Consider the following 25,178-nt stretch of genomic DNA (forward strand, 5'->3'; position numbering starts at 1 on the left):
ACCTACGGGAAAGCAGAATCAGTTCTTTTTGGATTCGCTGCGAGCGCGAGCTGCGGCGCGAGCCCGGTCGCTAGCGTTGAGAACGACTTTGCGGATACGTACGTCCTCGGGAGTCACCTCGACACATTCGTCATCGCGGCAGAACTCCAGGGACTGTTCGAGCGACAACTTCTTCGGCGGGATGACCTTTTCGAAGTTGTCTGCGGAGGAAGCGCGTACGTTGGTGAGCTTTTTCTCCTTGGTGATGTTGACGTCCATGTCATCGGCGCGAGAGTTCTCGCCAACGATCATGCCTTCGTACACCTCGGTGCCGGGCTCAACGAAGAGCACGCCGCGTTCTTGCAGGTTGACCATGGCGTAGGCGGTGACGGCGCCGGAACGGTCAGCAACCAGGGACCCTGCCTGCCGGGTAGAGATGGGGCCGAACCATGGTTCGTAGCGGTGGAACATGTGGTTAGCGATGCCGGTACCGCGGGTTTCGGTGAGGAATTCGGTACGGAATCCGATAAGTCCTCGGGCTGGAACAACGAACTCCATGCGGACCCATCCGGTTCCGTGGTTGGTCATTTGCTCCATGCGTCCCTTGCGCGCAGCCAGAAGCTGAGTGATCGCGCCGAGGTGTTCTTCGGGGGTGTCGATGGTGAGGTGTTCGGTGGGTTCGTGGAGCTTGCCGTCGATTTCTTTCGTAACCACCTGGGGCTTGCCGACAGTGAGCTCGAATCCTTCGCGACGCATCTGCTCTACCAGGATGGCTAGAGCCAGTTCACCTCGTCCTTGCACTTCCCAGGCGTCGGGGCGCTCGGTGGGAAGCACGTTGAGGGAGACGTTGCCGATCAGTTCACGGTCGAGGCGGTCTTTGACCAGACGGGCGGTGACTTTGGAGCCGCGTACTTTTCCTGCCAGCGGCGACGTGTTGGTTCCGATGGTCATCGAGATGGCGGGCTCGTCAACGGTGATGAGCGGCAGTGGGCGGATGTCCTCGGGGTCGGCGAGAGTTTCACCGATCATGATGTCGGGGATACCGGCGATAGCGATGATGTCGCCAGGGCCTGCAGATTCGGCCGGTTTACGTTCGAGACCTTCGGTGACGAGCAACTCGGTGATACGGACGTTGCTTGTGGAGCCGTCTCGTCGGCACCAGGCTACGGTCTGGCCTTTCTTGATGGTGCCGCTGAAGACTCGCAGCAAAGCGATACGGCCGAGGAAGTTGCTGGAGTCCAGGTTGGTGACGTGCGCCTGCAGCGGGGCTTCCTCGTCGTAGGAGGGAGCCGGAATGCTTTCCATGATGGTTTTGAACAGCGGCTCGAGGTTTTCCGAGTCGGGTAGGGCGCCGTCAGCTGGGCGTTCGGTCGAGGCGACGCCTGCTTTTGCTGAGGCGTAGACGACGGGGAATTCCAGTTGGCTTTCGTCCCCACCGATGTCCTCGATGAGGTCCAGGAACAAGGAGGAAACTTCGTCTTCGACTTCTTCGATACGTGAGTCCGGGCGGTCAACCTTGTTGATGCACAGCACGACTGGCATCTTGGCTGCGAGCGCTTTGCGGAGCACGAAGCGGGTTTGGGGCAAGGGGCCTTCGGATGCGTCTACGAGGAGGACGACACCGTCGACCATGGATAGGCCGCGCTCGACTTCGCCACCGAAGTCGGCGTGTCCGGGGGTGTCGATGATGTTGATGGTGACGCCGTTAGGGAATTCCGAGGCTGACTGGCCGTTGTAGTGGATCGCCGTGTTTTTGGCGAGAATGGTGATGCCCTTCTCGCGTTCGAGGTCACCGGAGTCCATCGCTCGTTCGTCGACGTGATCATGTTCGCCGAACGCGCCGCCCTGCCAGAGCATTTTGTCGACGAGGGTGGTTTTGCCGTGGTCGACGTGGGCAACAATGGCGACGTTTCGGATATCTCCGCGGGATTGCATACCCCCATCATTCCATCTGTGAGTTGCCTCGCAGGACATCACGCATGCGCTGGGGGTGATTGTGCTGGTTTTGGGGGGTTGTTTTAGGGCTGGTGTAGCAGTGCTAGCAGGGTGTGGACGATGGGGATGTCGCCTGGTAGCCAGTCGAGTTCGAGGGCGTTGGCGGCGTCGACCCAGGTGAGTTGATCGTGGGAGTCGCCGGGTTCGACGCTGCTTCCGGGAGCGATGATTGCGCGGTAGACGGTCATGACGTGGCGGTCGCTGGTGCGCCAGCCGCCGTTTTCGGGGCCAGTGATGGGGTCTGCGGCGATGATGAGTCCGCCGAGTTCTTCGTTGATTTCGCGGTGAAGAGCACTGAGGGGGTCTTCAGCGGTTTCTACTTTGCCTCCGGGGAATTCCCATTTTCCGGCGAGGCTGGCTGGGTAGCTGCGGCGGGCGGCGAGGAATTTGGTGGGGCGCTGGAGATCGTCGCAGATGGCAGCGCCGACGACAGGGATGGATTCCATGTCGGCATATGGTGCCACGGGTGTGTGGGCGCACTGGTGCCCTTAAGCCAGACGATCGCGGGGGCGGCGGCCCCTCCTCCGCCGCCTCCGCGATCCGCCTACCTATCGTCGCGTTGGTGGCGTTCCGAAGGGTTTTCACAAATCTGTCTGTGCAGGTGGGTGATGCGACAATAGAGGCATGTCCTTGGCTCGTGCTGCGTGGCTTCGTGGGCGTCGTGATCGGGTTGTGGGTTCGTGATCGACGTTCTTGTTGGGTGGGGTGAGTCGCTGCCTTTCGTGGCGCTGTGGGTGGTGTTTTTTCTGGGTGGTTTGGTGCGGGGGCATGTTTTGTATGTGGTGGGGCGGGGTATTGCTTCAGGGGGTCGGCGGAGTCGTTTCCATGATGTGTTTGCGGGTCCGCGGATGGAGCGGGCTCGGTTGTTTGTGAATCGGTGGGGTGCGTTGGCGGTGGCTTTGTCGTATTTGACTGTTGGTTTTCAGTCTTTCGTGCAGGTGTCGACGGGCATGGCTGGGATGTCGGTGTGGCGTTTCACGCCTGCTGCGGTGGTGGGGTCGATGGCATGGGCGACGATTTACACAACTATCGGTTTTACGGTGTGGCAGGTGTGGTTGCAGGCTGCGGCGCGGTCTGTGTGGGGGTTGGTGGGGGTTGCTGTGGTGGGGGTGTGGCTGTTGTGGCGGTTATTGCGGCAGCGTGTTCGGTGAGGGTGGGTGTTGTTAGTTCAGGGTGCTTCCGGTCAGGGTGACTTCGGTGTCGTGTTCGATTCCGTGGTCTGTGACCCAGGCGATTTGCACGGTTTCTCCGGGATCGAGGGATCCGACTGCGGTGGCGAGTTCTTCTGCAGATTCGATTTCTTCGTCGTCAATTTCGGTGATGAGGTCGCCGATTTTGATGCCGATTTTCGCTGCCGGTGAGTTGGGGGTGATTTCGACGACGGAGGCGCCTTCTCGCCCATGGGGGTCGCGGCCGACGCTGACGCCTAGGGCGGCTTTGCGGCCTAGGCGGATATCACCGGATTCGTTGCCGGCGCGGATTTGGCGGATGATGTTCATGACTTCGCTCATTGGGGTGGCGTAACCGTCAACCTGGGAGCTGCGGATGCCTGCGGAGGCTGCGGTGGTCAGGCCGATGACGCGTCCGGTGGAGTCTAGGAGGGGGCCGCCGGAGTATCCGGGGACAACGTCTGCGTCGGTGCGGATGAGGTTATTGAGTCGTGAGGTGGATCCAAATACTTCGTCGGAGACGTCGATGGCTTGGTTAATTCCTGTGACTTTGCCGTCGAGTCGGGTGAGGTATCCCTGGCCGTTGCCGTTTCCAACGGCGTGGACGCTGTCACCGAGGCGTACGGCGGCTTCAGAGACGGAGACAGTCTTGAGGCCGTGGGCGTTTTTGAGTTGGAGGAGGGCGACGTCGCGGACTTTGTCTCGTCCGATGATGCTGGCGGTGTAGGTCTTGTCGGTGTCGGGGATGGTGACTTGGACGGTTTCGGAGCCTTCGACGACATGATAGTTGGTGACGACTTGGCCTTCGGAAGTGAGAACCATGCCGGTTCCCATGCCTTCGCCTTGGCTTTGTCGGGTGTCGATGAGGGTGACTCCGGGTGCGTTTTCCAGGCGGGTTCCTCGATCGAGTTGTGAGGAGGCTCCGTAGGTTCCGGGGGCGCCTCGCCGGTGAGGGTTGGTGCCGCTGGGGGGCATGTCGAGTAGGTCTGAGTCTTGGCCTAGGCCGATGCCGTAGGGGTGAGATCCGAGGTCGGGGTTGGGTTGGGCGCTGTCTAGTTGGTGGGCGCTGTGGGAGGCGATTTGTGCGGCGCCAGCAACCCCGACGACGGTGAGGGCTCCGGCGACGATTCCTACGGTGCCTCGGTGTCGGTCGAGGAATGTTTTCCTTCTTCTTCTGCGCGTTCTCAACGCGACCTCCTGATCTGGTGTCCCACCGGTGCACGCCGAGGCGACGTTACTCATTCACATCTACAGCTGGTTGATGAATTCCAGTGACAAATTTAGGAATACTCGACAGCCGTACATGTTCTCGTGCCTGGGATTGTCACCCGTGCCAGTATTGCTGGACACGGGCGTGGAGTCGAGGTTCGGAGGGCTTGTATGGGCGGCAATTCTGCACAGGAGCGGATAGGGTTGCCACTGGTGACGTTGTTTGCGTTTTCGGGTGCGGGTGCAAAGCGGATTGGTCCTGCGGTGGCTGGGGAGTTGGCGGTGCCCTGGGTTTGCCAGATGCCAGAAGAGGATGGTGAGCCGGCGCTTGCTCAACCGAGTTCGGGGCTGCGCCATCTTCGTGAGGTGTTTACGCGGGCGGCGGGGCCGCTGTCGGTGGAATCGATGCATGAGCAGGCGGCTCAGCAGCAGGATTGGCTGTCAGATCAGGTGCGTGCGGGTGCAGTGGTGTTGGGGCATAACGCAACGTTCATTTGTCGGGATGTGCCTGGTGCGTTGCATGTGAAAGTGGTTGCTCCGTGGGAGGACAGGATCGAGCGTTTGGTTGCTACGCATACGATTCCGCGGGATCTGGCGCAGGAGCGCGCTGCCCGGCGGGATCGGTTGGGTGTGGAGATGGCGCAGGGGATGTGGGGGTGGGATCCGCGCCAGGATGAACATTTTGATGTGGTTTTGAATAGTTCGTCGTTGGGGGTGGATGGGTGTGTGGAGATTATTGTCACGTTGGCGCGTGTGCGGGCAGCCCGGTGTGAGGCTGATGGGGTTTAGGTGCCGGGTTTGTCGTTGTTTTTTGCCTGGGGTGGCTGTTGTTCAGTGTCGCTGCTGGTAGCGGCGGGGTCGATGCGGGGCAGGACGCCGGTGTCGAGGTCATCGATGTCCATGGCTGGTTCTTCGGCGTGGTCGATGCGTCGGACGAGGTTCGGGCCGACGCGCACGAGTCCACCTAGGGTGAGGGAGGCTGCGCTGGGAAGAATCCAGTTGCGGCGTTGGGCTAGTAGCCCTAGAACGGTGCAACCCACGATTGAGATGACCATGCCGATGCGGTAGTGCCCTGCCTGGAGCATGAGCGTCATTTGGAAGGCGGAAACCACGGCAAGGCTGGCGTAGAGGGGGTTTTCACCGAAAACGCTGGGGACTTGGTTGACCAGGACGTCACGGAACATGCCACCAAATACTGCGGTGATCACGCCGAGCATGATGCAGGGAAGTAGGTCAAGACCAGCTGCGGCGGCTTTGGCTGCTCCTGTGGCTGACCAGCATCCCAATGCGACCATGTCTCCTGCGGCGAGCAGTATTTTCCATCGGCCGTCGAGTTCGAGCACGAACGCTAGCAGTGCTGCCACGACTGCGCTGCTCATGTACCAGGGGTCGGTGACAGCTACGGGAAAAGTGGTTCCGAGGATGACATCGCGCAGGATACCGCCAGCCATGGCGGTGGTGATGGCTAACACCACGAATCCGATGATGTCGAACCCTTTAGAGCGGGCTACGGCTCCGCCGATGAGTGCGTTCGCGAAGATGCCGATAACGTCGGCGGCGCGGAAGAACCGTTCGGGTTCGAGGAGGTAGTCCATCGCTGTGTTCCTTCATGAAAGCTTCCAGGTCCTCCCCCAAGGTGCGAGGACCTGGAGATTATTGCTGCATGAGTGAAGCGGTGGGGTGACTGTGGTTGGTGTCGGGAAGTTAGTGCGAGTTTTCGTCGCCTTCTCCTTGAGCGGGTTGGTGGGTGTCTTTACCTCCGGCTACGGCGGGAGTGGTTTCGTCTGGGGGTTCACCTGGTGCGGTGTGTTCTGCGATGACTTTTGGGCTTTTGTCGGTGTCGCTCATACAGCCCACATTAGGAGCGGGTTGGTGGGTTGCTTGTCTTTTCGGGTTCGTGCCGTGGCTGGGTTTGGGGCCCGGGGGTTCCGGAAGTGAAGAGGTACGGCCTAGCCTCGGGGGATGGCAAAGATTACGTTTCCGAGTGATTGGTGGCGGCGGCACAACAGCTCGGATCTGTTGTATGAGTTGCGGCTGAGGTTTGTCTCTAAGGCTGAGTGCGCACAAGTGTGGAAGGTGCTTGAGAAGGAGCACATGGTGGGTGAGACGGGGTCTGTGCTCATTGGTGGTGCGGCGATACAGCACCTTGGTGTGAGTGAGGGTGGCAATGCAGCTGAGGTTCTCATCATTAGTGGCGGTGAGGACGCCTTGGATTCTCTTGGCTACGCCATTGAAGATTTAGAGGAGGCGGTAGGTAAGGCTGAGGTTGGGATGCCGGAGGTTGTTGACCATGTGCGTTCGTTGGAACGTGGCTAGTGCAGCTGGTGTAGGGCGGTGATGTCAGTGGGCCCCACCCCTAACGACAGGGTGAGGCCCACTGGAGGTTGCTGGGGTGCTTTGTGTTAGCGGATGAGTGCCTCGATAGCGCGTATGTCCACTTCGCCGGCGCGAGGTGCAGTGAGGTCGAGGCTGACCATTGTGCCGCGGCGGGCTCCGGCGGGAAGCATGACGCGGGCGGTCTGGACGTAGTACTCGCCGGATCCGTTGGGGTGGGGCCATTCGCGTAGTGCGTTGTATTGCTTCCCGAGGTTGATGGTGTACCGGCGGCCGTCGCTCATCCTGACTGTCAGGCGCATGGGGGTGTAGCCAAGTTTGTCTTTGCGGTCACGGGTTGGGTTCAAGTGCAGAGCGATCATCTGCGGGTTTTTCGCGGTGAGTGCTACTCGTGCGCCGGTGGTGGGGCCAAGTTTGACGCGGGTCATGAAAGAGTCCGAGACGATGGTGCCGTCGTTGACGTCGGGGCATCGGTAGGGATATGGGCTGGGATCCATGCGTGAGAAGTTGCGGCAGGTTCGCACGGATGCGCCTTTGCCCAGAGGGGTGGCCCATTTTCCTTGGTTAGAGATGCGGCGTACGACAGTTCCTGGGGTTGCTACGAGGTAGCGGGCGGGGTGCCGATGAGCCCGTTGGGTAGCGGCTCGGTGGCTTTCATGGGGAATACGTGTTTGCCTCGAACTGTCTGGTCGAGCCAGCCACGGGTGGCTGCTAGGAGGAGTTTTTCGTGGTCGGCTGCGGTGGGGCCGTTGTCGACGCCGTCACGGTCGTCGAGGTGGCGGCGGGATAGTTCACGGTTGATGTAGCTGTGTCCGTAGTCGGTGACTTCGACGTGGAATGCCGGGGCGGTGCGGCGCTGGCCGATGAGTTCGGTCATCCATTGCGATCCGGCGTGGTCGACGTCACCGTCGGCGGTGCCAGCGATGTCGAGGAAGGGGATGTCGGCGGGGAAGGGCACGGGAGGTTCGTCTGTGGATGGTGTGTTTTGCCACGCGCCGTAGGCGAGGATCTGTTTGATGGGGGTGGGTGATTTGCGCCATGCGTTCACGGTGGTGTTCACCATGTATGCCGAGCGTGAGTGGACCATCAGTGTGGTGTCACGGCCGTCGATCATGCCGGTTAGTCCGGTTCCCCAGGCGGAGCGTTTTCCTGCGTTGGCGGAGAGCATCTGCGCTCGCAGCATTTCTGTTGTGCGTAGCCATGCTGCTCTTTGGTCGTAGGGTTTTTCAGTGTCTTGGGGTGAGTAGATTGGCGCCAGGTCTGGAATGAGCATGGAGTACCCCCGGGCGGCGAGCGCTTCTGCGAGCCAGACCATTCCGCGGTCGTACCGAATTTCTTGGACGCCTTTGGGGCAGGGGTAGGTCAGTGCTTTGTTGGCGCAGTCTGGCATGCGTAGGTGTCCGAAGACGATGAGTGGTGCGTGGGCTTTGGGTTTGCGGGGTGTGATGAGGGTTCCGCGTACTGGTGCGCGGAAGCGTTGTGGAGCGGTTTTGGGGCCGAGGTTGATGTCGCCGAGGTCGGCTTCTCGGATGGTGGCTGTCTTGGTGGTGCGGATTTTCAGTGGTGCTTTTTTACGGTTTAGGGGCGAATGGGGCCCTTCGCTGGTGGGTTTTGCTGCTGGTGTGGGGGCGGCGTGGGCGGTGGTGGGGGCAGTGATGGTGCCTGCGGCGATCATGTCCGCGGCGATGGTGAGTGTGAGAGAACGGCGAGCCATGGGGTGCCTTCGGGTAGGGGGTGGGTGAGGTTTTGTCACCGTAGCTCTGGTGTTCTGTTTGGGCTATGCGACGCGCGTTGTTCTCAGACACAAGGTATTCATCTTGTATCTGGGGTGGTGCGGCGTTCCCGTTTTGTCATGATGAGGTCGAATGTTCCCAGCGCGATGGCGGCCAGGGTGGTGCAGGCGGTGGCGGCCATTCCGATTGCTAGGCCTTGGTCCCAGCCGTTGGTGGTGGCGGTGTGGAATGCGACGGTTGTGATGACGGCGATGCCGATTGCGGTGCCGATGCGTTGTCCGGTTTGGAGCACTCCTCCAGCGCTGCCTGCGTATTGCACTGGGACGTCGGCCAGGGTGAGGGTTTGGTTGGGGGAAATAACCATTCCTTGTCCTAGCCCCAGGAAGCTGAGGGTCAGGAGCATCCACCATTCGCTGATGCCGTGTTTGTGTAGTAGTGCTACGGCGCCGGTGGATAGCAGTGCGATGAGAACGATGCCTAGTCCCCATAGGACGAGGGGGCGTCCGATTCGTACTACGTGTTTGCCAGCGATGGGTGCGGTGATGGCTGCGGCGATGGCTGAGGGCAGGCCGATCATGCCGCTGGCGAATGCGCTGTGGCCAAGGCCTGCTTGCATGTATTGGGCGATGATGAGCCACACGCTGGTGGAGCCGAAGAAGTAGACGGCGATGAGCATGGCTCCGTTGGCGAATGATCGGGTGGTGAACAGGTCGAGGTCGACCATGGGTTGGTGTCCACGGCGGCGGTAGTTGGTTTCCCACCGTAGCCATGCGGCGACGAGGGCTAATCCGATGGCAAGGACTACCCAGATGGTGGGGCCTACCAGGGCTGCTTCCATGAAGGGGACCATGATGCAGGTGGTGGCTAGGGCGAGCAGGATCATGCCGATGGGGTCGAAGTCGGCTTTTTCCTTGGTGGCGGTGGGGTAGTTGTCGGGGTGGGCTGCCCAGGCTGTTGGGGGTAGGAGTTTGCGTGCGGCGATGGCTCCGGCGAAGGCGATGGGGACGTTGACGAGGAATGCGCATCGCCATCCTGCGGCGGAGCCGAGCAGGGCGATGAGGGTGCCGCCTAGGACGGGGCCGATGGCAACGGATACGCCGATGATGCCGCCGAATGCGCCGAATGCGCGGCCGCGGGCGTGGCCGTTGAAGTATTGCTGGATCATGCCTGTGACTTGGGGGTTGAGTAGGCCAGAGCCGATGCCCATCACTACTCGGGCCAGGTTGAGCATGATGATGTTGGGGGCTAGTCCTGATAGGAGGGATCCGAGACCGAAGGTGACTAGTCCGGTGGTGAAGAGTTTGCCTCGTCCCCATACGTCTCCTGCTCTGCCTGCGGGGACCAGGAGGACTCCGAAGACGAGTGCGTATCCGGATATGACCCATTGCAGTCCGGAGGTGCCGGTGTGTAGTGAGCCGGAGATGGCTGGGAGGGTGACGTTGATGATCGACACGCTAAGCAGAGACATGAATGCCGGTATGAGCAGTATGGCGAGGACGTGTTTTTGTTCGTTGCTGAATGTGTCGTGCGTCCTCTGTGTCATGACACCTCGCGTTCGGTGGGGGTGGATTGGTGTGTTGTTTGTTTGTACGTGGTGATGCGTTCGGGCACCGCAACGACGCGCGGGTGGTGTTCATTCCCGTGTGGTGGGTATGGGTGGGTATTTAGCGTGGGGGTATGACTGAGTGGTCGGTAGGTGGGGTGTGGGGTGGTTTGGGTGATGTGGGTACGCGAGCGTTGGCCGTGTTGTCGCAGGTTTTTGGGTATTCGTCGTTTCGGGGTGAGCAGGCGCGGATTGTTGAGCATGTGACGCGTGGTGGTGATGCGGTGGTGTTGATGCCTACTGGTGGGGGTAAGTCGCTGTGTTATCAGATTCCGGCTTTGATGCGGCGGGGTACGGCAGTGGTGGTTTCTCCGTTGATTGCGTTGATGGCTGATCAGGTTGCGGCGCTTGAGGCTGTGGGGGTTCGAGCTGCTTTTTTGAATTCGAGTCTTGATGCGGCTGCGGAGCAGCGGGTGGAGCGGTTGTTGCTTACGGGGCAGCTTGATGTGGTGTATATGGCTCCGGAGCGTCTTGTGCTCGGGCGTACGCGGCAGTTGTTGCGGCGTGTGAATGTGGCGTTGTTTGCGATTGATGAGGCGCATTGTGTTTCGCAGTGGGGTCATGATTTCCGCCCAGACTATTTGGGGCTTTCGGTGCTTGCGGAAGAGTTTGCGGGTGTGCCGAGGGTGGCGTTGACTGCTACTGCGACGCAGGCCACGCATCGTGAGATTACGGAGAATCTTGGGTTGCGTGGGGCTGCGCATTTTGTTTCGAGTTTTGATCGGCCCAATATTCAGTACCGCATTGAGGAGAAGGATCGCCCTCGGGAGCAGTTGTTGCGTTTGATTACGCAGGAGCATGCGGGTGAGGCGGGGATTGTTTATTGCTTGTCGCGTAAGAGTGTGGAGAAGACGGCGGCTTGGCTGGTTGGGCAGGGGGTGGCTGCGGTTCCTTATCATGCGGGGCTTGATGCGGGGGTTCGGCAGCATCATCAGGAGCGTTTTCTGCGTGAGGAAGGTCTTGTTGTTGTAGCGACGATTGCGTTTGGGATGGGGATCGATAAGCCGGATGTGCGCTTTGTTGCGCATCTTGATTTACCGAAGTCTGTGGAGGGGTATTACCAGGAGACGGGGCGGGCTGGGCGTGATGGGCTTCCTGCGACGGCGTGGATGGCTTATGGGTTGGCTGATGTGGTGAATCAGCGTCGGTTAATTGATGCCGGTGATGGTGATGAGCGGTTTAAGCAGGCGGCGCGGGTTCGTATGGATGCGATGCTGGCGTTGTGTGAGTCGGTGACGTGTCGGCGGGTGGAGTTGTTGCGTTATTTCGGGCAGGAGTCGGGTCCGTGTGGCAACTGTGATGTGTGTTTTTCGCCGCCTAAAACGTGGGATGCCACGGTTGCTGCTCAGAAGTTGTTGTCGGCGATTATTCGGTTGGATCGGGAGCGTGATCAGCGTTTTGGTGCTGGTCAGGTGATTGATGTGCTGATGGGGAGGCAGTCGGATCGTTCGCGTGTTTCGCGTCATGATCAGTTGAGTGTGTGGGGTGTGGGGGCTGATATGTCGCAGCGTCAGTGGCGTTCAGTGGTGCGTCAGTTGGTGGCGCGGCGGGTGGTGGAGGCGGTGGGTGATTATGGGGTTTTGGTGCCAGGTGAGGGTACTTCTGGGGTGTTGCGGGGTGAGGTGTCAGTGGAGTTGGCGGTGGGGCGTGTGCCGGTTAAGGCTGTGCGGGCGAATTCTGGTGCTGAGCGTTCTACTCGGGCGGCGGGTGCATTGCAGGGCGCGGATCGGGAGTTGTTTGAGCAGTTGCGGCGGTGGCGTTTGTCGGTGGCGCGTGAGCGTGGTGTGGCTCCGTTTATGGTGTTTTCGGATGCCACTCTGGTGGGGATTGTTCAGGCGGGGCCGACCTCGAGAGCGCAGTTGGCGTCAGTGAGCGGGGTGGGGGCTAAGAAGTTAGCTGATTATGGGGATGCCGTGCTTGAGGTTGTGGCGGGGTGTAGGCGGTGAGGGGTCGGATGGTTAGTTTCCGTGGATGATGGCGGTGACGTGTCCATCGAGGCCGATGAAGATACGCCAGCCGGGGTATTCCTTGCCGGTTGAGCGGGATTTTTCGGCTTCGGTGGCGGTGATGAGGCCGGCGCGGATGGCTTCGTTCCAGGCGTCTGTGTCTTTGTGTCCGTTTGTGGAGGCTACGCGGGGCCATACGTAGTCGTTGCCGTCGCGGGTGGGGGTGGTCATGGTGAAGGCGCGGGCGAGGGCTTTGTAGCGTCCGTCACGGATGGGGGTGGTCCAGAAGGGTGCGGGTTTGTTTAGGGAGAAGGTTAGGCGGGTGTGGTCTTTGATGGTGCGGGTGATGAGGTTTTTGGTGTCGCAGTTGACGAGGTCGGTGAGCATGGCCCGGGCTGTGTTGAGGGAGTCGTGGTCGATGTCTGGGCGGGTTTGAACTCTGCCGGGGGCGTTGGCGGCCGAGCATCGGGTGGTTGTGGTTTCGGGGCTGGGGGGCGGGGTTGCGGCGGCTGCGCCGTGGAGGGCTGACATGGTGATGACGGCTGCTGCCGTTATTGCTGCGATCCCGCGGACGATCATGTCGTGTTCCTTGTGTCTGGAAACCCTCTCGGTCCAGCGGTTCGCGGGACCGTGCCTGGAGGTTTAAGTCTACGGTGGCTAGAGGTGCCGCATTACTGAGAGTGAGACGTCGGTTATTGGGTCTGCGGCTGAAAAGGAGCAAGTGTGATGTCGAGTCAGTGCGTTGTTGTTGGTGGTGGGCCGGTGGGTCTTGCTACGGCGTTGTTGTTGGCTCAGGCCGGGCATGCGGTGACGGTGTATGAGGGTGAGGAGGAGTTTCCACTTTCGGATGCTAATAGCTATCCGATTGGGGTGAATCCGCGAGGTCAGGAAACATTGCGGCGGATTTCTCCGGCACTTTTGGAGCGGGTGCAGCGGGGTAGCAAGGTTGTTGCAGGGTGGCATGTGTTTGCGGGGCGCCGTCAGGTGGCGCAGTTGCGTAGTGGCCGGGTTCTGTCTACGACCAGAGCGTTTGTGAATCGGGTTTTGTTGGAGCAGGCACGTGCGTGTGCGGGTATTGAGGTGGTGACGGGGCATCGTTTGGTTGGGGTTGATGTTGTGTCGAGAAAGTTGAGTTTTTCGACGATTTCTGGGGTGGTGGAGGTGGATGCTGCGCAGGCGAGGGTGTTTGCTGCTGATGGTGTTCGTTCGGTGGCGCGGGAGGCATTGAGTGAACAGGTTGAGGGGTTTTCGCCTCGGGTTGAGCCGTGGGGCGTTCGGTTTCGGGTGTTGTTTTCGCAGGTGGGGGCGCAGGCTGCAGGGGTGGACCCGTCGTTTCATTACGTGTTTGGCGCTAAGGGGGTGTATGCGGCTGCGTTGTCGACGGGTGTGTGGTGTGTGTCTTTGACGTGCGTGGAGGGCAGTCCGGATGAGGGGTTGCTTATGGCTGAGGAGGCGAGTGCAGAGAATGTGGCGGCGTTGCGGAGGTTTGTGGCTGAGCATGCTCCGCAGGTTGCTCCGTTGCTGGTAGAGCAGGATTACGTGGATTTCTTTTCGCGGCGTTCGTTTTCGGGCGCGGTGGTGAGGTGTTCTCGGGTGCACGAGGGCGAGTGGCTGGTGTTGTTGGGTGATGCTGCCCATGGAGTGATTCCTCCGACGGGTGAGGGGATCAACGCTGGTTTGGAGGACGCATTGAAGGTGACGGAGGTGTTGGGGCGCGGCTCAGTGGAAGCATTTGCGCAGTACAACGCGGCTCGGGTGCCGGATTTGGAGGCGTTAGGGGTGTATGCGTCGGTGTTGGCGGAGAATGTGCGTTCGTCGGATCCGGTGGCTCGGGTTAGTGGTGTGGTGATGCGGGTGTTGGGTCAGGTGCAGAGTGTGTGTGGTTTTCGCGGTAGTCAGGTGGAGCAGCGTTTGTTTGGTCCGGGTGCTGGCGTGGCTCCGTATCGTGAAGTGATTGGGCCGTGGATTGCGCATCGGGAGAGGTACTACCCGCGGGTTTATCGGCTGGTGGAGTGGCTGCATCGGGTGTTGCGGTGCGAAGCGCGGGGGTAGGGGTTTGGTGAGCAGTTTTGCGTGGAGGTGTCCCCCATGCTTACGTGAGCATGGGGGACACCTTTGTTGTGTGATTTTCTCGGTTAGATGCCGGACTTTTCTTTAATCCAGGAGCGGTAGGCGGAAACGTTCACTACATCCATGTCTTCGTCGCCTTCACGAAGCGGTCCTGTGGATAGGACACCGGCGACGACACCATCAATTTTTACTGGGCCGCCAGAGTCGCCAGCGCCAGCAACTCCGGTTCCTTTAACGAAGTTGATGACTTTTCCGTCTTCGGTGACGGATTCGCTTCGTACTTTGATTTTGGCGGAGTAGAGACCGTCAGATGGTGTTTCTTTAACGATGTCGCGGACACCGAATCCGAGGAGTGTCGCTTCCTGTCCTTTTTTAACTTTCAGGTTTTCAGCGAGTTTTTCGTAGGAGTTAATTTTTATTGGCGAGGCAAGGCGGATCAGAGCGATGTCGGCATCTTTGTGTTGAAAGATTTTTTCTGCCTTGATTGCTGGTCCGGGGTTTGCCCTAGTGTTGGTGTGATAGGTGTGGATACCATCGAGGCTTTTTGCTTCACTGACGCAGTGTTTAGCAGTGAGGACCCAGCGGTCACCAATGAGGCTACCTGTGCATCCCCAGTCTCCACCTTTTTTGAGGTAGATGTTCAACAGGACTGTTGAGTCAGATTTTGCTTTTTCTCCCCCGATGATCGCGTGCGCGGCGCTGGGGTTCGCGAGGGGCGCAAGGAGGGTTGCGCCGAGGATCAGGGCTGCTGCTGCAGAGATTTTTTTACGAGAAGCACGCATTTTCTTCTTCATCACCTTTTTGTTGCATCGTAGATTGAGGCGCGCGAAATCAACGTCGTTTTCTGCGCACTTTGGATGCTTTTCAAAAATCACTAGCGTCCCTCTGGATTTTCGAAAAGCAGGGTTTCAGTGAAACTCGAGGTGCGGGTTGAATTAGATGCTCCCCCATCACCTGCAGCTCGGTTAGGTTCACCTTAGGTGGAAGATTCTCTGGCAGCAATCCTGCGGACATAAATGTGACAAGCGCCACACAAATGCGGCGCTTGTCTTAATGATTGATTGGTGCAATAAATTTTTGTGTGAATAGTTTTCTTTGACTCATCTCACTCCCGCGGAAAAGGAGTTCCCCTGATCAGTCAAAGAACTTTCATCACGAGATGGGGCGTACGCATTGGAAAAATGTTTACTGTCCTTAGAGCACGCCCACATCTGGGTTGAGCCCCCTGTGTAAGCAGTGTCCAGCCCGACTTAGCTGGACATAAAGATTCTGCCACGAGGAATAACTGCCTGTGGTACTTATGTCCGCGACTGGCGAACGAAAGTTTCCTTTTCGTTATCTCGCCCTCACACATAGTCACAAAATGCGTATTAGCCGGAACTTCAACACAATCCAACACGTATTAACTTCTTCTTAGTAGCCAGCCAAGCAGCCCAGATCCACGCCATAGATTGCGCATTCGCCCTGACGAGCACAGCGCACTGCTTCACCAGATAGCAGCCACTCCCCCACCCGCCGGAACGACCGGCGATCTCAACCACCAAACCCCGCCCCGGGAACAGCTCCATGAGTTCACAGCAGCGAGTATTAAAAGGCCATCCACGTCCTTCGGGGTACGGCCCCGGCCGTGCATACGCTCGGCGCAGCCGCCATCGGCGGCGACAGCTCTTCCTCGTAAGCCCGACCTGCAGGGGCAAGAGGTCGGATATGAAGGTCGATTATGCGAGGAATGCCTCAGCCCCTGCAGCGTGCTATCTCATGACAGAGCGGTTCTACACGTTGAAGCGGAATTCGACTACGTCGCCGTCGTTCATGACGTAGTCCTTGCCTTCCATGCGGACTTTCCCGGCTGCTTTTGCCTCATTCATGGAACCGGCAGCATCCAGGTCATCAAAGGAAACAATTTCGGCTTTGATGAAGCCTTTCTGGAAATCTGTGTGAATCACGCCAGCTGCTTGCGGAGCGGTCCATCCTTGACGAATGGTCCAGGCGCGAGATTCTTTAGGTCCAGCGGTGAGGTATGTCTGCAACCCCAGCGTGCGGAATCCTTTGGTGGCGAGCTGATCCAGACCTCGCTCAGATACCCCTACTTCGGCAAGAAGCTCAGCGGCTTCCTCATCATCAAGCTCAGCCATATCCATTTCGAGCTGGGCGTTGAGGAAGATCGCTTCGGCTGGTGCTACGAGCTGCGATAGGCGCTCTTGCAGTTCAGTGTCGGTTAGCTGTGTTTCGTCCATGTTGAACACATAGAGGAACGGCTTGGTCGTCATGAGACCAAGTTCTTTCAGGATCGCTACGTCCACACCCTCAGCTTCGGCCTTGGCGAAGAGCGTGTCACCGGCTTCGAGGATTTTCTGCGCGCCAAGTGCTGCGTCAAGAACAGCCTTATCAGTTTTCTTGCCCTTGACCTCTTTATCGAGGCGGGGAAGGACTTTCTCCAAGGTTTGCAAGTCCGCGAGGATCAGCTCGGTGTTGATCGTCTCCATGTCAGAGGCGGGATCAACTTTGCCGTCGACGTGAGTGACGTCGTCATCAACGAATACCCGGACCACCTGGCAAATCGCGTCGGCTTCACGGATGTTTGCGAGGAATTTGTTTCCTAGCCCTTCGCCTTCACTGGCGCCGCGGACGATCCCGGCGATATCAACGAACGACACCGTCGCTGGCAAAATTTTCTCGCTGCCGAAAATTTCCGCCAACCGGGTGAGGCGGGGGTCAGGCAGCGGAACAACACCCACGTTGGGCTCGATCGTGGCGAACGGGTAGTTCGCCGCGAGGACGTTGTTCTTGGTCAGAGCGTTGAACATAGTGCTCTTACCGACGTTAGGGAGACCGACGATTCCAATGGTGAGTGCCACGAGGGAAAACTCTACCTGGCACGCCGCGCGTGCAGCGACGAAGCCGTTCGGCACGCACGTCAGCCGCCCACTCCAATAATGACGGTGCTAAGTGAAAGAGTTGGCTCATGAGCCAGGTGACGTTCTTTTTCGTGCTCGTTTTGCTTCTTGCTGTCGCAGCGGTCGTGGCTGCTTTCCGTCTTGGTCGCACTCAAGGTCGAATGGAAACGGGATCAGAGCTCGCTGCAGCACGAGCCCATATCGAAGGCTTGCGTGAGCAAATCACTGATATGCGTGCCATTACTGATGAAGACAGCTCTACGCGGGCCGCGCTAGCTCCCCTGGAAAACACCATCGCCCGTGTGGCTGAACAGGTCACCGTTTTAGAGCGTGACCGTCAGCAACAGTTTGGCCGTTTGGGCGCTCAACTCATCGAGGTTTCTCGCGCCACTAGTGGGCTGCAGTCAGAGACTGCCACTCTGGCCGGGGCGTTGAAATCCTCGAATATCCGCGGCGTATGGGGCGAAACGCAGCTGCGCCGTGTGCTTGAACTATCGGGGCTGGAGCGGTGGTGCGATTTCACCGACCAGGTCACCTCCACTAATTCTGCAGGTAAGACCGTGCGCCCTGATGTTGTTGTCACGTTGCCGGGTGGAAAGTCGCTCGTCATCGACTCCAAGGCTCCTCTTGATGCTTTTCTTCAAGCTCAAGGGACCCATCTTGATGATGATGAGCGGGCTGCCTATCTCGACCAGCATGCAGCCCACTTGCGTTCGCACGTGCGCACTTTGGCCAGTAAGGAGTATTGGACTGCTTTCGCAACTACTCCGGAGATGGTGGTGTGTTTTGTGCCGGGTGATGCGATTCTTTCTGCGGCTCTTGATGCTAATCCCGCCTTGTATGAAGAGGCTCTCGCTGCCAAGGTAGTGCTTGTCTCCCCCGCTTCTCTTTTTGCTTTGGCGCGTACTGTCGCATATGTGTGGAAGCAGGATTCTCTGGCTGAGAACGCTAAAGAGCTCCTTGATTTGGGTACTCATTTGCATTCACGGCTGCGAACTCTTGGCACCCACCTCACGGCAGTGGGGTCTTCGCTGTCTAACTCGGTCGCCAACTACAACAAGCTTGTTGGCACTTTGGAGACACGAGTCTTTGTGACGGCGCGTAAATTCTCTGATCTGGGAATCACTAGCGATGAAATCGCTGCTGTGAAACCGTTGGATGCTACCCCGCGACCGTTGACCGCCCCTGAACTGCTCGAAAGCATCGATGACGCAGAAAAACGCAGCGCAGGTTAATTATCTTTGCCGCTTATCAAGCGGTTCCGGATTTTTCACATAACGATCGGCGGCCATCACTATCGGATGGCTGATCCAGCCATTGACCAGAACAGCCACCCAACGCCTGCGGAGCCAGAAAACAAGGTGAGGCATCAAGATGGAATGGCAAGCAATCCTTTAGGGCGTCAATATGACTCACTTTTCTTAGAAAGACTTATTTTTAGTGACCGCCGAAATTAGCGCGTAGACCATTCCTGCCGCAACTGCAGCACCAAAAAGCACAAAAGAGACTAGTTGAACAGCTCCCCCAGGGCTATCTGGAGAGACACCATTTATTCCTACCGTCACTCCAGCAACTACAATAGCGGCCAGGAAAGCTATCCCCGCAGACTTTTTGGCAATCTTCTGTGATTGCATCATTTTTGCATTCACCTCATTAGACTTGCGCGCCTAAAAGTTCCCGAGGGGCATCCCGCAGCAAAAAGTTGCATCCATGAAACATTTAGCGCTTAGATTTTAGATGGCATCCCAAAGAAGCAGCTTGGAACCACTCACTTACGTGAAAAAAATTTACTTCACTTCCTAGGTGCGCGGGTACTATTTCCACGATGCATTCCAAAGCGTGGCGTCGAGCTGCCCTGCGCTACTAGACAAGTGCTCTGCTCAAAACATGACAGCCACCGAGTTCTTTTACTGCGTTCTCGCAGATCCCTACCCCATCTGCGAGAACGTTGGGTGAATTGCTACCCAAATCGCGAAAGGAAATCCCAATGATTCACGAAAATGTGCGGCTCGTGGAGCCCGATGCCTCGCGATTCGAAGCATGGCGTGACTGTTTGCTCGATTTCGGTGGAGGGGCTCTCGATGGGTCGGGCTACCAGCGGAGCGAGGTTCCCGAGTCAACCCGAGCTGGTTTTGAAGAATATCTGGGCAACCGGCGCCGATATGAAGACCTCGACGTGGCGCCTCCTGCCGGGCATGTGCATTGCACCTACCGCTGGATCGTGGATGACACGTGGCAGGACGGTGGACCTCTCCTGGGGTTTCTGGCGTGTCGACATGCCTTGACGCAGCTTCTTCTCGACCAGTCCGGACACATCGGGTACAGCGTCCGTCCCTCGGCGCGGCGCCGCGGGATAGCCACCGCAGCCCTTGGGCAGGGGCTTTTGATCGCCGGGGAGGTGGGCGCGGCACCGACCCTTGTGTGTTGTCGGGAAGAGAACAACGCGTCTAGAAGAACGATCGAGAGGGTCGGTGGCCGCTACGACGGTTCCCGCAATGGGTTCCGCCGCTACTGGTTTGGTGCGCCGCCGTGGCCAGTCCAGCCCACCGCGGGCAGCTGACTACGTTTCGGCACTGACTAAAGCCATGTTTCGCTCAACGTAGATGTTGGCCTCCGTCACCACGAACCTTCGCGTCGAATTGGATGCCGCGCGCCTTCAAGTCACGGCGTAGTTCTGGTGGCAGCGCAAAAAGGAGACTTTCTTCGGCGGAAACCACCGGAGTCACTTCTGCGAAGCCGCGCTCGGCAAGGTGTTCCAGCAGGTCGCGCACTAGTACTTCCGGTACTGAAGCGCCACTGCTGACACCGACTGTGGTGGCGCCTTCAAGCCAGGCGTCGTCAACTTCGGCGGCGTAATCAACCAGGTGTCCCGACCGAGCGCCGTGCTCCACGGCTACCTCTACGAGGCGACGGGAATTCGAGGAGTTACGCGAGCCCACCACGATGAACACGTCGCAGTCGGCTGCCATCTGTTTCACGGCGCCTTGGCGGTTTTGTGTGGCGTAGCAGATGTCATCGCTGGGCGGGTCAATAAGGTGCGGGAAGCGTTCTTTCAACGCTGCCACGGTCGCCATGGTCTCGTCCACGGACAGGGTGGTTTGGGAGAGCCACACTACCTTTTCTGGGTCGCGTACCTGCACGTTCGCTACATCTGCGGGGCCGTCCACCAGTGTGATGTGTTCGGGGGCTTCCCCGGAAGTGCCAATAACTTCTTCGTGGCCTTCGTGACCGATGAGAAGAATGTCGTAATCAGCGTTGGCGAAACGCACGGCTTCGCGGTGCACTTTGGTCACCAGTGGGCAGGTGGCGTCAATGGTGCGCAGGCTGCGCGCGGCAGCCTCGTCATGAACGCTTGGTGCTACACCATGAGCGGAGAACACCACCGTGGCGCCTTGGGGAACCTCGTCAGTCTCGTCGACGAAGATCGCGCCGCGACGCTCCAACACAGAAACAACATGCTTGTTGTGCACGATTTCTTTACGCACGTAAACCGGTGCGCCGTAGGCCTCTAGCGCTTTTTCCACGGTTTCGACGGCCCGGTCCACACCGGCGCAGTAGCCGCGCGGAGCAGCCAGCAATACACGTTTACCGCCAGCAGGGGTGGTGTCTGTGCCGTGCTGGGCGTAGGTCTGGGTGGTTTCACTCACTCGACCATCGTAGTGAGGACGGAATGGGCGTGGACACATGCGCTTGGGGTTGGCGAGCCAGCAGCGGTGATTACGGCAGTGTGCGCAACTTTGTCGGTCCTGGGCGTGATACTTGCATTCGTGAGCAATTCGGATCCGTCCAGCCCCACCGTCGCCAGGCCTGACTCCGACGGCGCACCGCGAGAGCTACCTGCAAAGGCAGCAGAAACCACAGCCGAGAATCCTTGGCCCCTGCGGTTGCTCACTGAAAACATCACCGCCTATATCAACCGCATGTCTGCGCTGTGGATTGAGGCGCAGGTAATCGAGCTCAAACGACGCCCGGGGGCCTGGTCAGCATTTTTGACTTTGCGTGATGTCGACATCGACATGTCGCTGAATGTTTCGATCCCCACGCGCACGCTTGATGCGTTGCCGGATGAGATCGGCAATGGTCAACGCGTGGTGGTGCACTGCAAACCAACGTTCTGGGCCAAGCGTGGTTCGTTTCAGATGGAAGCCCGTGATATCCGCCCGGTAGGGCAGGGTGAACTTCTGGCACAAATCGAAAGGTTGAAAAAACTTCTCGAGTCTGAGGGGTTGTTTGACCCTTCCCGGAAAAAGTCGCTGCCTTTTTTGCCCCGCTGCATTGGTCTTATCTGTGGCCGGGAAAGCGCTGCCGAACGTGACGTGGTGGAGAACGCTCGTCGCCGTTGGCCGGGAGTTGATTTCGAGATCCGTGAGGTGGCGGTTCAGGGGCGGGATGCTGTCCCGCAGGTGAGTCGTGCTCTTTGTGAGCTTGATGACCTGGCGCATGTAGATGTCATCGTGATTGCTCGTGGTGGTGGTTCGTTTGAGGATTTGCTTGCTTTTTCTAATGAGACGCTGCTGCGTGCTGTAGCGGCTGCCCGTACGCCTGTGGTTTCTGCCATCGGGCACGAGGTGGATGTTCCTCTGCTTGATTTCGTTGCTGATGTGCGGGCTTCTACTCCCACTGATTCGGCTAAGCGTCTTGTGCCGGATCATGCTGAGGAATCTGAAGCGCTCGTGAATGCTCGGGTGCGTATGCAGCAGGCTGTGCGGCGCCGGCTTGATAATGAGCGGCGTGGATTGGCGACTATGCGGACTCGGCCCGTTCTTGCCACACCGAAGGCCATGCTTCGCCCGTACCGTGAGCAGAGGGATGCGTTGCATGAACGGGTTACTCGCGCCACGGGTATCGCGTTGGCAGCTGCTCGGGCAGATTTGCGTGGTCACGTTTCGCATCTAGGAGCACTTTCCCCGCAGAGCACGTTGGAGCGTGGCTATGCGGTGGTACAGCAGCATGATGGCAGCGTGATTCGTGATCCTGATCAGGTGCGGGCTGATGAGGTTTTGCGTGTGCGTGTTGCGGGAGGTGATTTCACGGTGATGTCACGGTCTGAGCAGGATTGTGATTCCGCTTCGTGAAAGTCCCCTCCTCTAGGGGCATCTGCCCTTTGTATGTTCGATGTTTAGGAGATTTGCATGGCGTCCTCGAAAGACCAGAACTGTGCAGAACGTTCGAGTGCTTCGGAAAATGGCACGCAGTTCGGTGATGTAGCGGAGCTGACTTATGAGCAGGCCCGGGATCAGTTGATTGGTGTTGTGCAGCGTCTGGAGAGCGGCCAAGCGCCTTTGGGAGAGACGATGGCGTTGTGGGAACGTGGCGAGGCGTTGGCTGAGCATTGTTCGAGCTGGTTGGACAAGGCTGAGAAGCGCATCGAGGATCGGTTGGGATCAACAGTTAGGTAATCCCAGCCCGAGGTGCGTGAGTAGCGCAGCTGGTTTTACTGAGCGGGTTGGGCGTCTTGCCATGCTTTAGCAACGTGGAGAAGGTTTTTCTTATCGCCTAGCCCGGTCACTGATACGGCTACTGGTCCTTGGGTGGCTGGTAGTAGTGCTGTGCGTGGGTTTTTTTCTGGTGCGATGAATGTGTGCCAGGTGGTGCCATTAATCGTGATGTCGCCGTTGCTGCCGCCGTTCTTGGTGACTTCGCGTTCCCAGTCGTCTGAGACTTTTTCTTTGCCGAAGGCGCCGGTTTGAGCGAGTGAAACAAATACGGAGTCATCGTCAGTGCGCACGTATCCGACTTCCCATGTTTTCACTCCCCCACGTTTGTCGAATCGTGCTGTGGTGGCGCGCCATTCTGGACCCAGGTTGGGTACGCGAATTGGCCAGGAGGTCTCGTTTATCACTCCTCGCGCCGAGGCTTTTACATCGACTGCGGGTTGTTCGACTTTGCTTGCCTGGGGGGTGAGGGCTTGCCACAGCAGGATGATGCCCAGCAGCACGATCATGGAAATGAACATGCTGCGCATGCCCCCGGCGCCGTGTTTTGGTGGTTTTTCTGTGCCGGTAGCTAGGGGGCGGAAGGGGGCTCGGCGAGCGCTCATCGTGGGTTTTCCTCCCGGAGGGTGTTTTCTCGTCACGGGCGTGCCGGTGACGTGTGCGTGATGAATCTACGCGATTGTCTGGCGGTCCTGTTTTTGGGCGCGGGCCAGTGCGCGTTGGCGATCGATTTCGCTTTGTTCGGCGATCTGTTGTGCTCGCTTGTGGTCTCGGGTGAGGTTTTCGCGGGTGTGGGGGTTGAACAGGTGCATGTCGCTTGGTTTGAAGGACAGTTGCGCTGGTTCGCCTTCGCGGATGTGGGTGTGTGCGTTGAGGCTGACGGTGACTTGGGTGCGGAGTTGTTCGCCGTCGAGTTCGCGGTTGAGTTCTTCGAGGGTGTGTAGGACTGTGCCTTCGGCGTGGAAGGGGATGTATCCGTACTGTTCGTTGCCGAGCCATTCGGTTTGGTCGATGACTGCTTCGAATGTGATGGCCTCTTCGGTGGGGTGAGGAGTGTTGGCGAATGCTTCAGGTCGTAGTCCGATGATGACGGTGTCGAGGCCTGTGATTTTTTCTGCCATGGCGGGGGTGATGGGGATGTCGGTTAGTGGTGTGTGCAGAACAGTGCCTTCGACGTGGGCGGGGATGAAGTTCATGGGTGGTGATCCGATGAATCCGGCAACGAAGAGGTTGACGGGTTGTTCGTAGAGTTCGCGAGGGCTGGCGACTTGTTGAAGTGTTCCGTGTTTGAGGACTGCGACTCGGTCGCCCAGGGTCATGGCTTCGGTTTGGTCGTGGGTGACGTAGATGGTGGTGATGCCCATGCGGCGCTGCATGCGGGCGATTTCGGTGCGCATTTGGCCGCGGAGTTTGGCGTCGAGATTGGAGAGGGGTTCGTCGAAGAGGAAGGCGTCGGCGTCGCGGACGATGGCTCGGCCCATGGCTACGCGTTGGCGTTGCCCGCCGGATAGGTTGCTTGGTTTGCGGTTGAGGTGTTCGTTCAGGTCGAGCATCTCGGCGGCTTGGCGGACGGCAGCGTCGATGTGGGTGTGGGTTTTTTGTTTGTCGAGTCGTAGGGGGAACGCGATGTTTTCGTAGACGGATAGGTGTGGGTAGAGGGCGTAGTTCTGGAAGACCATGGCGAGGTTGCGGTCGCGGGGTGCTAGGTCGTTGACGATGTTTTCACCGATGCGTAGTTCGCCGGAGGTGATGTCTTCTAGACCCACGATCATGCGTAGGAGGGTGGATTTACCTGATCCGGATGGGCCGACGAGGATGATGAATTCTCCGTCGGCGATGTCGAGGTTGACGTTGTTGACGGCGGGGAATCCGTCGCCGTATCGCTTGACGATGTTGGTCAGACAGATGCGTGTCATGTCGTGTGTTCTTTCTGCGGGGTGCGGTGGCTGTCAGCCTTTGACAGCACCCGAGGTGAGTCCGGAGACGATCCGGCGTTGGAAGATGAGTACGAGTAGTACGACGGGGATGGTGACGACGACTGCTGCGGCAGCGATCGCTCCGGTTGGTTGTTCGAATTGGGATGCGCCGGTGAAGAAGGCGAGTGCTGCTGGGACGGTGCGGGCGTGGTTTGCGGTGAGGGTGGAGGCGAATACGAAGTCGTTCCAGGCGGTGAAGAAGGTGATGATCGTGGTGGTGAATACGCCGGGGGCGGCGAGGGGGACGATGACTTTTCGGAATGCTTGCCAGCTTGTGGCTCCGTCTATTTGGGCTGCTTGTTCCATTTCCCAGGGGATTTGGCGGAAGAACGCGGTCATGGTCCAGATGGCTAGCGGGAGGGTAAGGGCGAGGTAGGGAAGGATCAGGCCGGGGATGGTGTCAAAGAGGCCGATGTGTCGCCAGAGGTTGTACAGCGGTGTTGCTAGTGAGATCACGGGGAAGAAGGAGACGGCTAGTGCGGTGCCGAGGATGATTCCTTTTCCGGGGAATTCAAGTCGCGCGATTGCGTAGGCGCAGGTGGTGGCGAGGGTGACGGCGATGAGGGTGGATATGAGGCAGATGATGATTGAGTTCCATAGTGCGGGGACAAACAGGTCGTGGGCGCCTCCGAAAAAGATGAGTCGATAGTTTTCAAGGGTGGGGTTGCGTGGAAAGAAGTTTCCGAGAGTGTTGAGTTGTGGGTTTGAGAGCGCTGCGGTTGATTTCAGTGATAGGGAAATAACCCAGGCCAGGGGGATGATTGTCCACAGGATGATGGGGGCGGATAGCAACGTGTAGGCCCATGTTTTTTTGTCTGCTGTGGTTGTCACG

25 protein-coding genes are annotated in these 25,178 nt (G+C 58.7%); 9 read left to right on the forward strand and 16 right to left on the reverse strand.

Features of this window, described 5'->3' with window-relative positions:
• Positions 1 to 18: 18 nt before the first annotated feature.
• Positions 19 to 1,914, reverse strand: coding sequence for a translational GTPase TypA (gene typA, locus CKV89_RS09665; protein WP_028326495.1), 1,896 nt, complete (start codon positions 1,912 to 1,914; stop codon positions 19 to 21).
• Positions 1,915 to 1,997: 83 nt separating this feature from the next.
• Positions 1,998 to 2,420: a (deoxy)nucleoside triphosphate pyrophosphohydrolase gene (locus CKV89_RS09670; RefSeq protein ID WP_028326496.1), complete on the reverse strand. Its 423-nt coding sequence runs from the start codon at positions 2,418 to 2,420 to the stop codon at positions 1,998 to 2,000.
• Between the two features lie 234 nt (positions 2,421 to 2,654).
• Here CKV89_RS09670 and CKV89_RS09675 point away from each other — a divergent pair, with 234 nt between their 5' ends.
• Entirely contained in the window at positions 2,655 to 3,125 is a 471-nt protein-coding gene (locus tag CKV89_RS09675) for a DedA family protein (protein ID WP_084440843.1), read from the forward strand.
• Between the two features lie 12 nt (positions 3,126 to 3,137).
• Here CKV89_RS09675 and CKV89_RS09680 read toward each other — a convergent pair whose 3' ends face one another.
• A complete protein-coding gene (locus CKV89_RS09680) occupies positions 3,138 to 4,385 on the reverse strand; it encodes a S1C family serine protease (protein WP_084440844.1) in 1,248 nt (415 codons plus the stop codon).
• Positions 4,386 to 4,523: 138 nt separating this feature from the next.
• Here CKV89_RS09680 and CKV89_RS09685 point away from each other — a divergent pair, with 138 nt between their 5' ends.
• Complete coding sequence (locus CKV89_RS09685) at positions 4,524 to 5,141, forward strand: cytidylate kinase-like family protein (RefSeq protein WP_084440845.1); 618 nt, start codon at positions 4,524 to 4,526, stop codon at positions 5,139 to 5,141.
• Here the strand turns inward: CKV89_RS09685 and CKV89_RS09690 are convergent.
• Positions 5,138 to 5,947 carry a trimeric intracellular cation channel family protein gene (locus tag CKV89_RS09690; protein ID WP_051277146.1) on the reverse strand — a complete coding sequence of 270 codons (810 nt, stop codon included), beginning with the start codon at positions 5,945 to 5,947 and terminating at the stop codon, positions 5,138 to 5,140. The genes CKV89_RS09685 and CKV89_RS09690 overlap by 4 nt on opposite strands.
• A gap of 109 nt (positions 5,948 to 6,056) precedes the next feature.
• Entirely contained in the window at positions 6,057 to 6,200 is a 144-nt protein-coding gene (locus tag CKV89_RS11945; protein ID WP_154657565.1) for a hypothetical protein, read from the reverse strand.
• 114 nt (positions 6,201 to 6,314) lie between these two features.
• On the opposite strand from CKV89_RS11945, the gene CKV89_RS09695 reads away from it, so the two are divergent.
• Complete coding sequence (locus CKV89_RS09695; protein ID WP_051277148.1) at positions 6,315 to 6,668, forward strand: hypothetical protein; 354 nt, start codon at positions 6,315 to 6,317, stop codon at positions 6,666 to 6,668.
• Between the two features lie 86 nt (positions 6,669 to 6,754).
• Here the strand turns inward: CKV89_RS09695 and CKV89_RS09700 are convergent, their stop codons facing one another.
• The 3 genes from CKV89_RS09700 to CKV89_RS09710 all read right to left on the reverse strand — a co-directional run bounded on the left by CKV89_RS09700 (position 6,755) and on the right by CKV89_RS09710 (position 9,962).
• Positions 6,755 to 7,183, reverse strand: a complete 429-nt coding sequence (locus CKV89_RS09700; protein ID WP_154657566.1) for a hypothetical protein — start codon at positions 7,181 to 7,183, stop codon at positions 6,755 to 6,757.
• Positions 7,184 to 7,284: 101 nt separating this feature from the next.
• Positions 7,285 to 8,400, reverse strand: coding sequence for an alpha/beta hydrolase (locus tag CKV89_RS09705; RefSeq protein WP_028326500.1), 1,116 nt, complete (start codon positions 8,398 to 8,400; stop codon positions 7,285 to 7,287).
• Between the two features lie 98 nt (positions 8,401 to 8,498).
• On the reverse strand, positions 8,499 to 9,962 hold the full coding sequence (locus tag CKV89_RS09710; RefSeq protein WP_028326501.1) for an MFS transporter: 1,464 nt from the start codon (positions 9,960 to 9,962) through the stop codon (positions 8,499 to 8,501).
• Between the two features lie 134 nt (positions 9,963 to 10,096).
• On the opposite strand from CKV89_RS09710, the gene recQ reads away from it, so the two are divergent.
• Positions 10,097 to 11,968 (forward strand): DNA helicase RecQ, encoded by a 1,872-nt coding sequence (gene recQ / locus CKV89_RS09715; protein ID WP_051277150.1) that lies wholly within the window; start codon positions 10,097 to 10,099, stop codon positions 11,966 to 11,968.
• 12 nt (positions 11,969 to 11,980) lie between these two features.
• Here the strand turns inward: recQ and CKV89_RS09720 are convergent, their stop codons facing one another.
• Positions 11,981 to 12,547 carry a hypothetical protein gene (locus CKV89_RS09720; RefSeq protein ID WP_028326503.1) on the reverse strand — a complete coding sequence of 189 codons (567 nt, stop codon included), beginning with the start codon at positions 12,545 to 12,547 and terminating at the stop codon, positions 11,981 to 11,983.
• A 147-nt stretch (positions 12,548 to 12,694) separates the two neighbouring features.
• Here CKV89_RS09720 and CKV89_RS09725 point away from each other — a divergent pair, with 147 nt between their 5' ends.
• Positions 12,695 to 14,020 (forward strand): FAD-dependent oxidoreductase, encoded by a 1,326-nt coding sequence (locus CKV89_RS09725; RefSeq protein ID WP_051277152.1) that lies wholly within the window; start codon positions 12,695 to 12,697, stop codon positions 14,018 to 14,020.
• Positions 14,021 to 14,103: 83 nt separating this feature from the next.
• Here CKV89_RS09725 and CKV89_RS09730 read toward each other — a convergent pair whose 3' ends face one another.
• Both CKV89_RS09730 and ychF read right to left on the reverse strand, forming a co-directional pair.
• Complete coding sequence (locus CKV89_RS09730) at positions 14,104 to 14,832, reverse strand: S1 family peptidase (protein WP_084440846.1); 729 nt, start codon at positions 14,830 to 14,832, stop codon at positions 14,104 to 14,106.
• Positions 14,833 to 15,810: 978 nt separating this feature from the next.
• A complete protein-coding gene (ychF, locus tag CKV89_RS09735) occupies positions 15,811 to 16,896 on the reverse strand; it encodes a redox-regulated ATPase YchF (RefSeq protein WP_028326505.1) in 1,086 nt (361 codons plus the stop codon).
• A gap of 107 nt (positions 16,897 to 17,003) precedes the next feature.
• Between ychF and CKV89_RS09740 the strand changes: the two genes are divergently transcribed.
• Positions 17,004 to 18,170, forward strand: a complete 1,167-nt coding sequence (locus tag CKV89_RS09740) for a DNA recombination protein RmuC (RefSeq protein WP_051277154.1) — start codon at positions 17,004 to 17,006, stop codon at positions 18,168 to 18,170.
• A 186-nt stretch (positions 18,171 to 18,356) separates the two neighbouring features.
• Here the strand turns inward: CKV89_RS09740 and CKV89_RS09745 are convergent, their stop codons facing one another.
• Positions 18,357 to 18,584 (reverse strand): hypothetical protein, encoded by a 228-nt coding sequence (locus CKV89_RS09745; protein ID WP_154657567.1) that lies wholly within the window; start codon positions 18,582 to 18,584, stop codon positions 18,357 to 18,359.
• Positions 18,585 to 18,922: 338 nt separating this feature from the next.
• Here CKV89_RS09745 and CKV89_RS09750 point away from each other — a divergent pair, with 338 nt between their 5' ends.
• On the forward strand, positions 18,923 to 19,495 hold the full coding sequence (locus CKV89_RS09750) for a GNAT family N-acetyltransferase (RefSeq protein WP_051277156.1): 573 nt from the start codon (positions 18,923 to 18,925) through the stop codon (positions 19,493 to 19,495).
• A 34-nt stretch (positions 19,496 to 19,529) separates the two neighbouring features.
• On the opposite strand, the gene CKV89_RS09755 is transcribed toward CKV89_RS09750, so the two are convergent.
• Complete coding sequence (locus CKV89_RS09755) at positions 19,530 to 20,582, reverse strand: 4-hydroxy-3-methylbut-2-enyl diphosphate reductase (RefSeq protein ID WP_051277158.1); 1,053 nt, start codon at positions 20,580 to 20,582, stop codon at positions 19,530 to 19,532.
• A 120-nt stretch (positions 20,583 to 20,702) separates the two neighbouring features.
• Here CKV89_RS09755 and xseA point away from each other — a divergent pair, with 120 nt between their 5' ends.
• Together xseA and CKV89_RS09765 are read left to right on the forward strand one after the other, a co-directional pair.
• On the forward strand, positions 20,703 to 22,010 hold the full coding sequence (xseA, locus tag CKV89_RS09760) for an exodeoxyribonuclease VII large subunit (protein WP_028326508.1): 1,308 nt from the start codon (positions 20,703 to 20,705) through the stop codon (positions 22,008 to 22,010).
• Positions 22,011 to 22,067: 57 nt separating this feature from the next.
• Positions 22,068 to 22,334: an exodeoxyribonuclease VII small subunit gene (locus CKV89_RS09765; protein WP_034400406.1), complete on the forward strand. Its 267-nt coding sequence runs from the start codon at positions 22,068 to 22,070 to the stop codon at positions 22,332 to 22,334.
• Positions 22,335 to 22,369: 35 nt separating this feature from the next.
• Here CKV89_RS09765 and CKV89_RS09770 read toward each other — a convergent pair whose 3' ends face one another.
• From CKV89_RS09770 to CKV89_RS09780, 3 genes are all read right to left on the reverse strand, one after another.
• Positions 22,370 to 22,975, reverse strand: coding sequence for a DUF4245 domain-containing protein (locus CKV89_RS09770; protein ID WP_028326510.1), 606 nt, complete (start codon positions 22,973 to 22,975; stop codon positions 22,370 to 22,372).
• Between the two features lie 66 nt (positions 22,976 to 23,041).
• A complete protein-coding gene (locus tag CKV89_RS09775) occupies positions 23,042 to 24,286 on the reverse strand; it encodes an ABC transporter ATP-binding protein (protein WP_028326511.1) in 1,245 nt (414 codons plus the stop codon).
• A gap of 33 nt (positions 24,287 to 24,319) precedes the next feature.
• Positions 24,320 to 25,177, reverse strand: coding sequence for a carbohydrate ABC transporter permease (locus CKV89_RS09780; protein ID WP_028326512.1), 858 nt, complete (start codon positions 25,175 to 25,177; stop codon positions 24,320 to 24,322).
• Position 25,178 lies beyond the last annotated feature (1 nt).

It is taken from the genome of Dermatophilus congolensis (genome assembly GCF_900187045.1).
GTDB lineage: Bacteria > Actinomycetota > Actinomycetes > Actinomycetales > Dermatophilaceae > Dermatophilus > Dermatophilus congolensis.

Bases quoted from the DNA above. Each gene is read 5' to 3' on its own strand.
- typA (WP_028326495.1), bottom strand. From the start codon at position 1,914: ATGCAATCCCGCGGAGATATCCGAAACGTCGCCATTGTTGCCCACGTC.
- CKV89_RS09670 (WP_028326496.1), bottom strand. From the start codon at position 2,420: ATGGAATCCATCCCTGTCGTCGGCGCTGCCATCTGCGACGATCTCCAG.
- CKV89_RS09680 (WP_084440844.1), bottom strand. From the start codon at position 4,385: ATGAGTAACGTCGCCTCGGCGTGCACCGGTGGGACACCAGATCAGGAG.
- CKV89_RS09685 (WP_084440845.1), top strand. From the start codon at position 4,524: ATGGGCGGCAATTCTGCACAGGAGCGGATAGGGTTGCCACTGGTGACG.
- CKV89_RS09690 (WP_051277146.1), bottom strand. From the start codon at position 5,947: ATGGACTACCTCCTCGAACCCGAACGGTTCTTCCGCGCCGCCGACGTT.
- CKV89_RS11945 (WP_154657565.1), bottom strand. From the start codon at position 6,200: ATGAGCGACACCGACAAAAGCCCAAAAGTCATCGCAGAACACACCGCA.
- CKV89_RS09695 (WP_051277148.1), top strand. From the start codon at position 6,315: ATGGCAAAGATTACGTTTCCGAGTGATTGGTGGCGGCGGCACAACAGC.
- CKV89_RS09700 (WP_154657566.1), bottom strand. From the start codon at position 7,183: ATGGATCCCAGCCCATATCCCTACCGATGCCCCGACGTCAACGACGGC.
- CKV89_RS09705 (WP_028326500.1), bottom strand. From the start codon at position 8,400: ATGGCTCGCCGTTCTCTCACACTCACCATCGCCGCGGACATGATCGCC.
- CKV89_RS09710 (WP_028326501.1), bottom strand. From the start codon at position 9,962: ATGACACAGAGGACGCACGACACATTCAGCAACGAACAAAAACACGTC.
- recQ (WP_051277150.1), top strand. From the start codon at position 10,097: ATGACTGAGTGGTCGGTAGGTGGGGTGTGGGGTGGTTTGGGTGATGTG.
- CKV89_RS09720 (WP_028326503.1), bottom strand. From the start codon at position 12,547: ATGATCGTCCGCGGGATCGCAGCAATAACGGCAGCAGCCGTCATCACC.
- CKV89_RS09725 (WP_051277152.1), top strand. From the start codon at position 12,695: ATGTCGAGTCAGTGCGTTGTTGTTGGTGGTGGGCCGGTGGGTCTTGCT.
- CKV89_RS09730 (WP_084440846.1), bottom strand. From the start codon at position 14,832: ATGAAGAAGAAAATGCGTGCTTCTCGTAAAAAAATCTCTGCAGCAGCA.
- CKV89_RS09740 (WP_051277154.1), top strand. From the start codon at position 17,004: ATGAGCCAGGTGACGTTCTTTTTCGTGCTCGTTTTGCTTCTTGCTGTC.
- CKV89_RS09750 (WP_051277156.1), top strand. From the start codon at position 18,923: ATGATTCACGAAAATGTGCGGCTCGTGGAGCCCGATGCCTCGCGATTC.
- CKV89_RS09765 (WP_034400406.1), top strand. From the start codon at position 22,068: ATGGCGTCCTCGAAAGACCAGAACTGTGCAGAACGTTCGAGTGCTTCG.
- CKV89_RS09770 (WP_028326510.1), bottom strand. From the start codon at position 22,975: ATGAGCGCTCGCCGAGCCCCCTTCCGCCCCCTAGCTACCGGCACAGAA.
- CKV89_RS09775 (WP_028326511.1), bottom strand. From the start codon at position 24,286: ATGACACGCATCTGTCTGACCAACATCGTCAAGCGATACGGCGACGGA.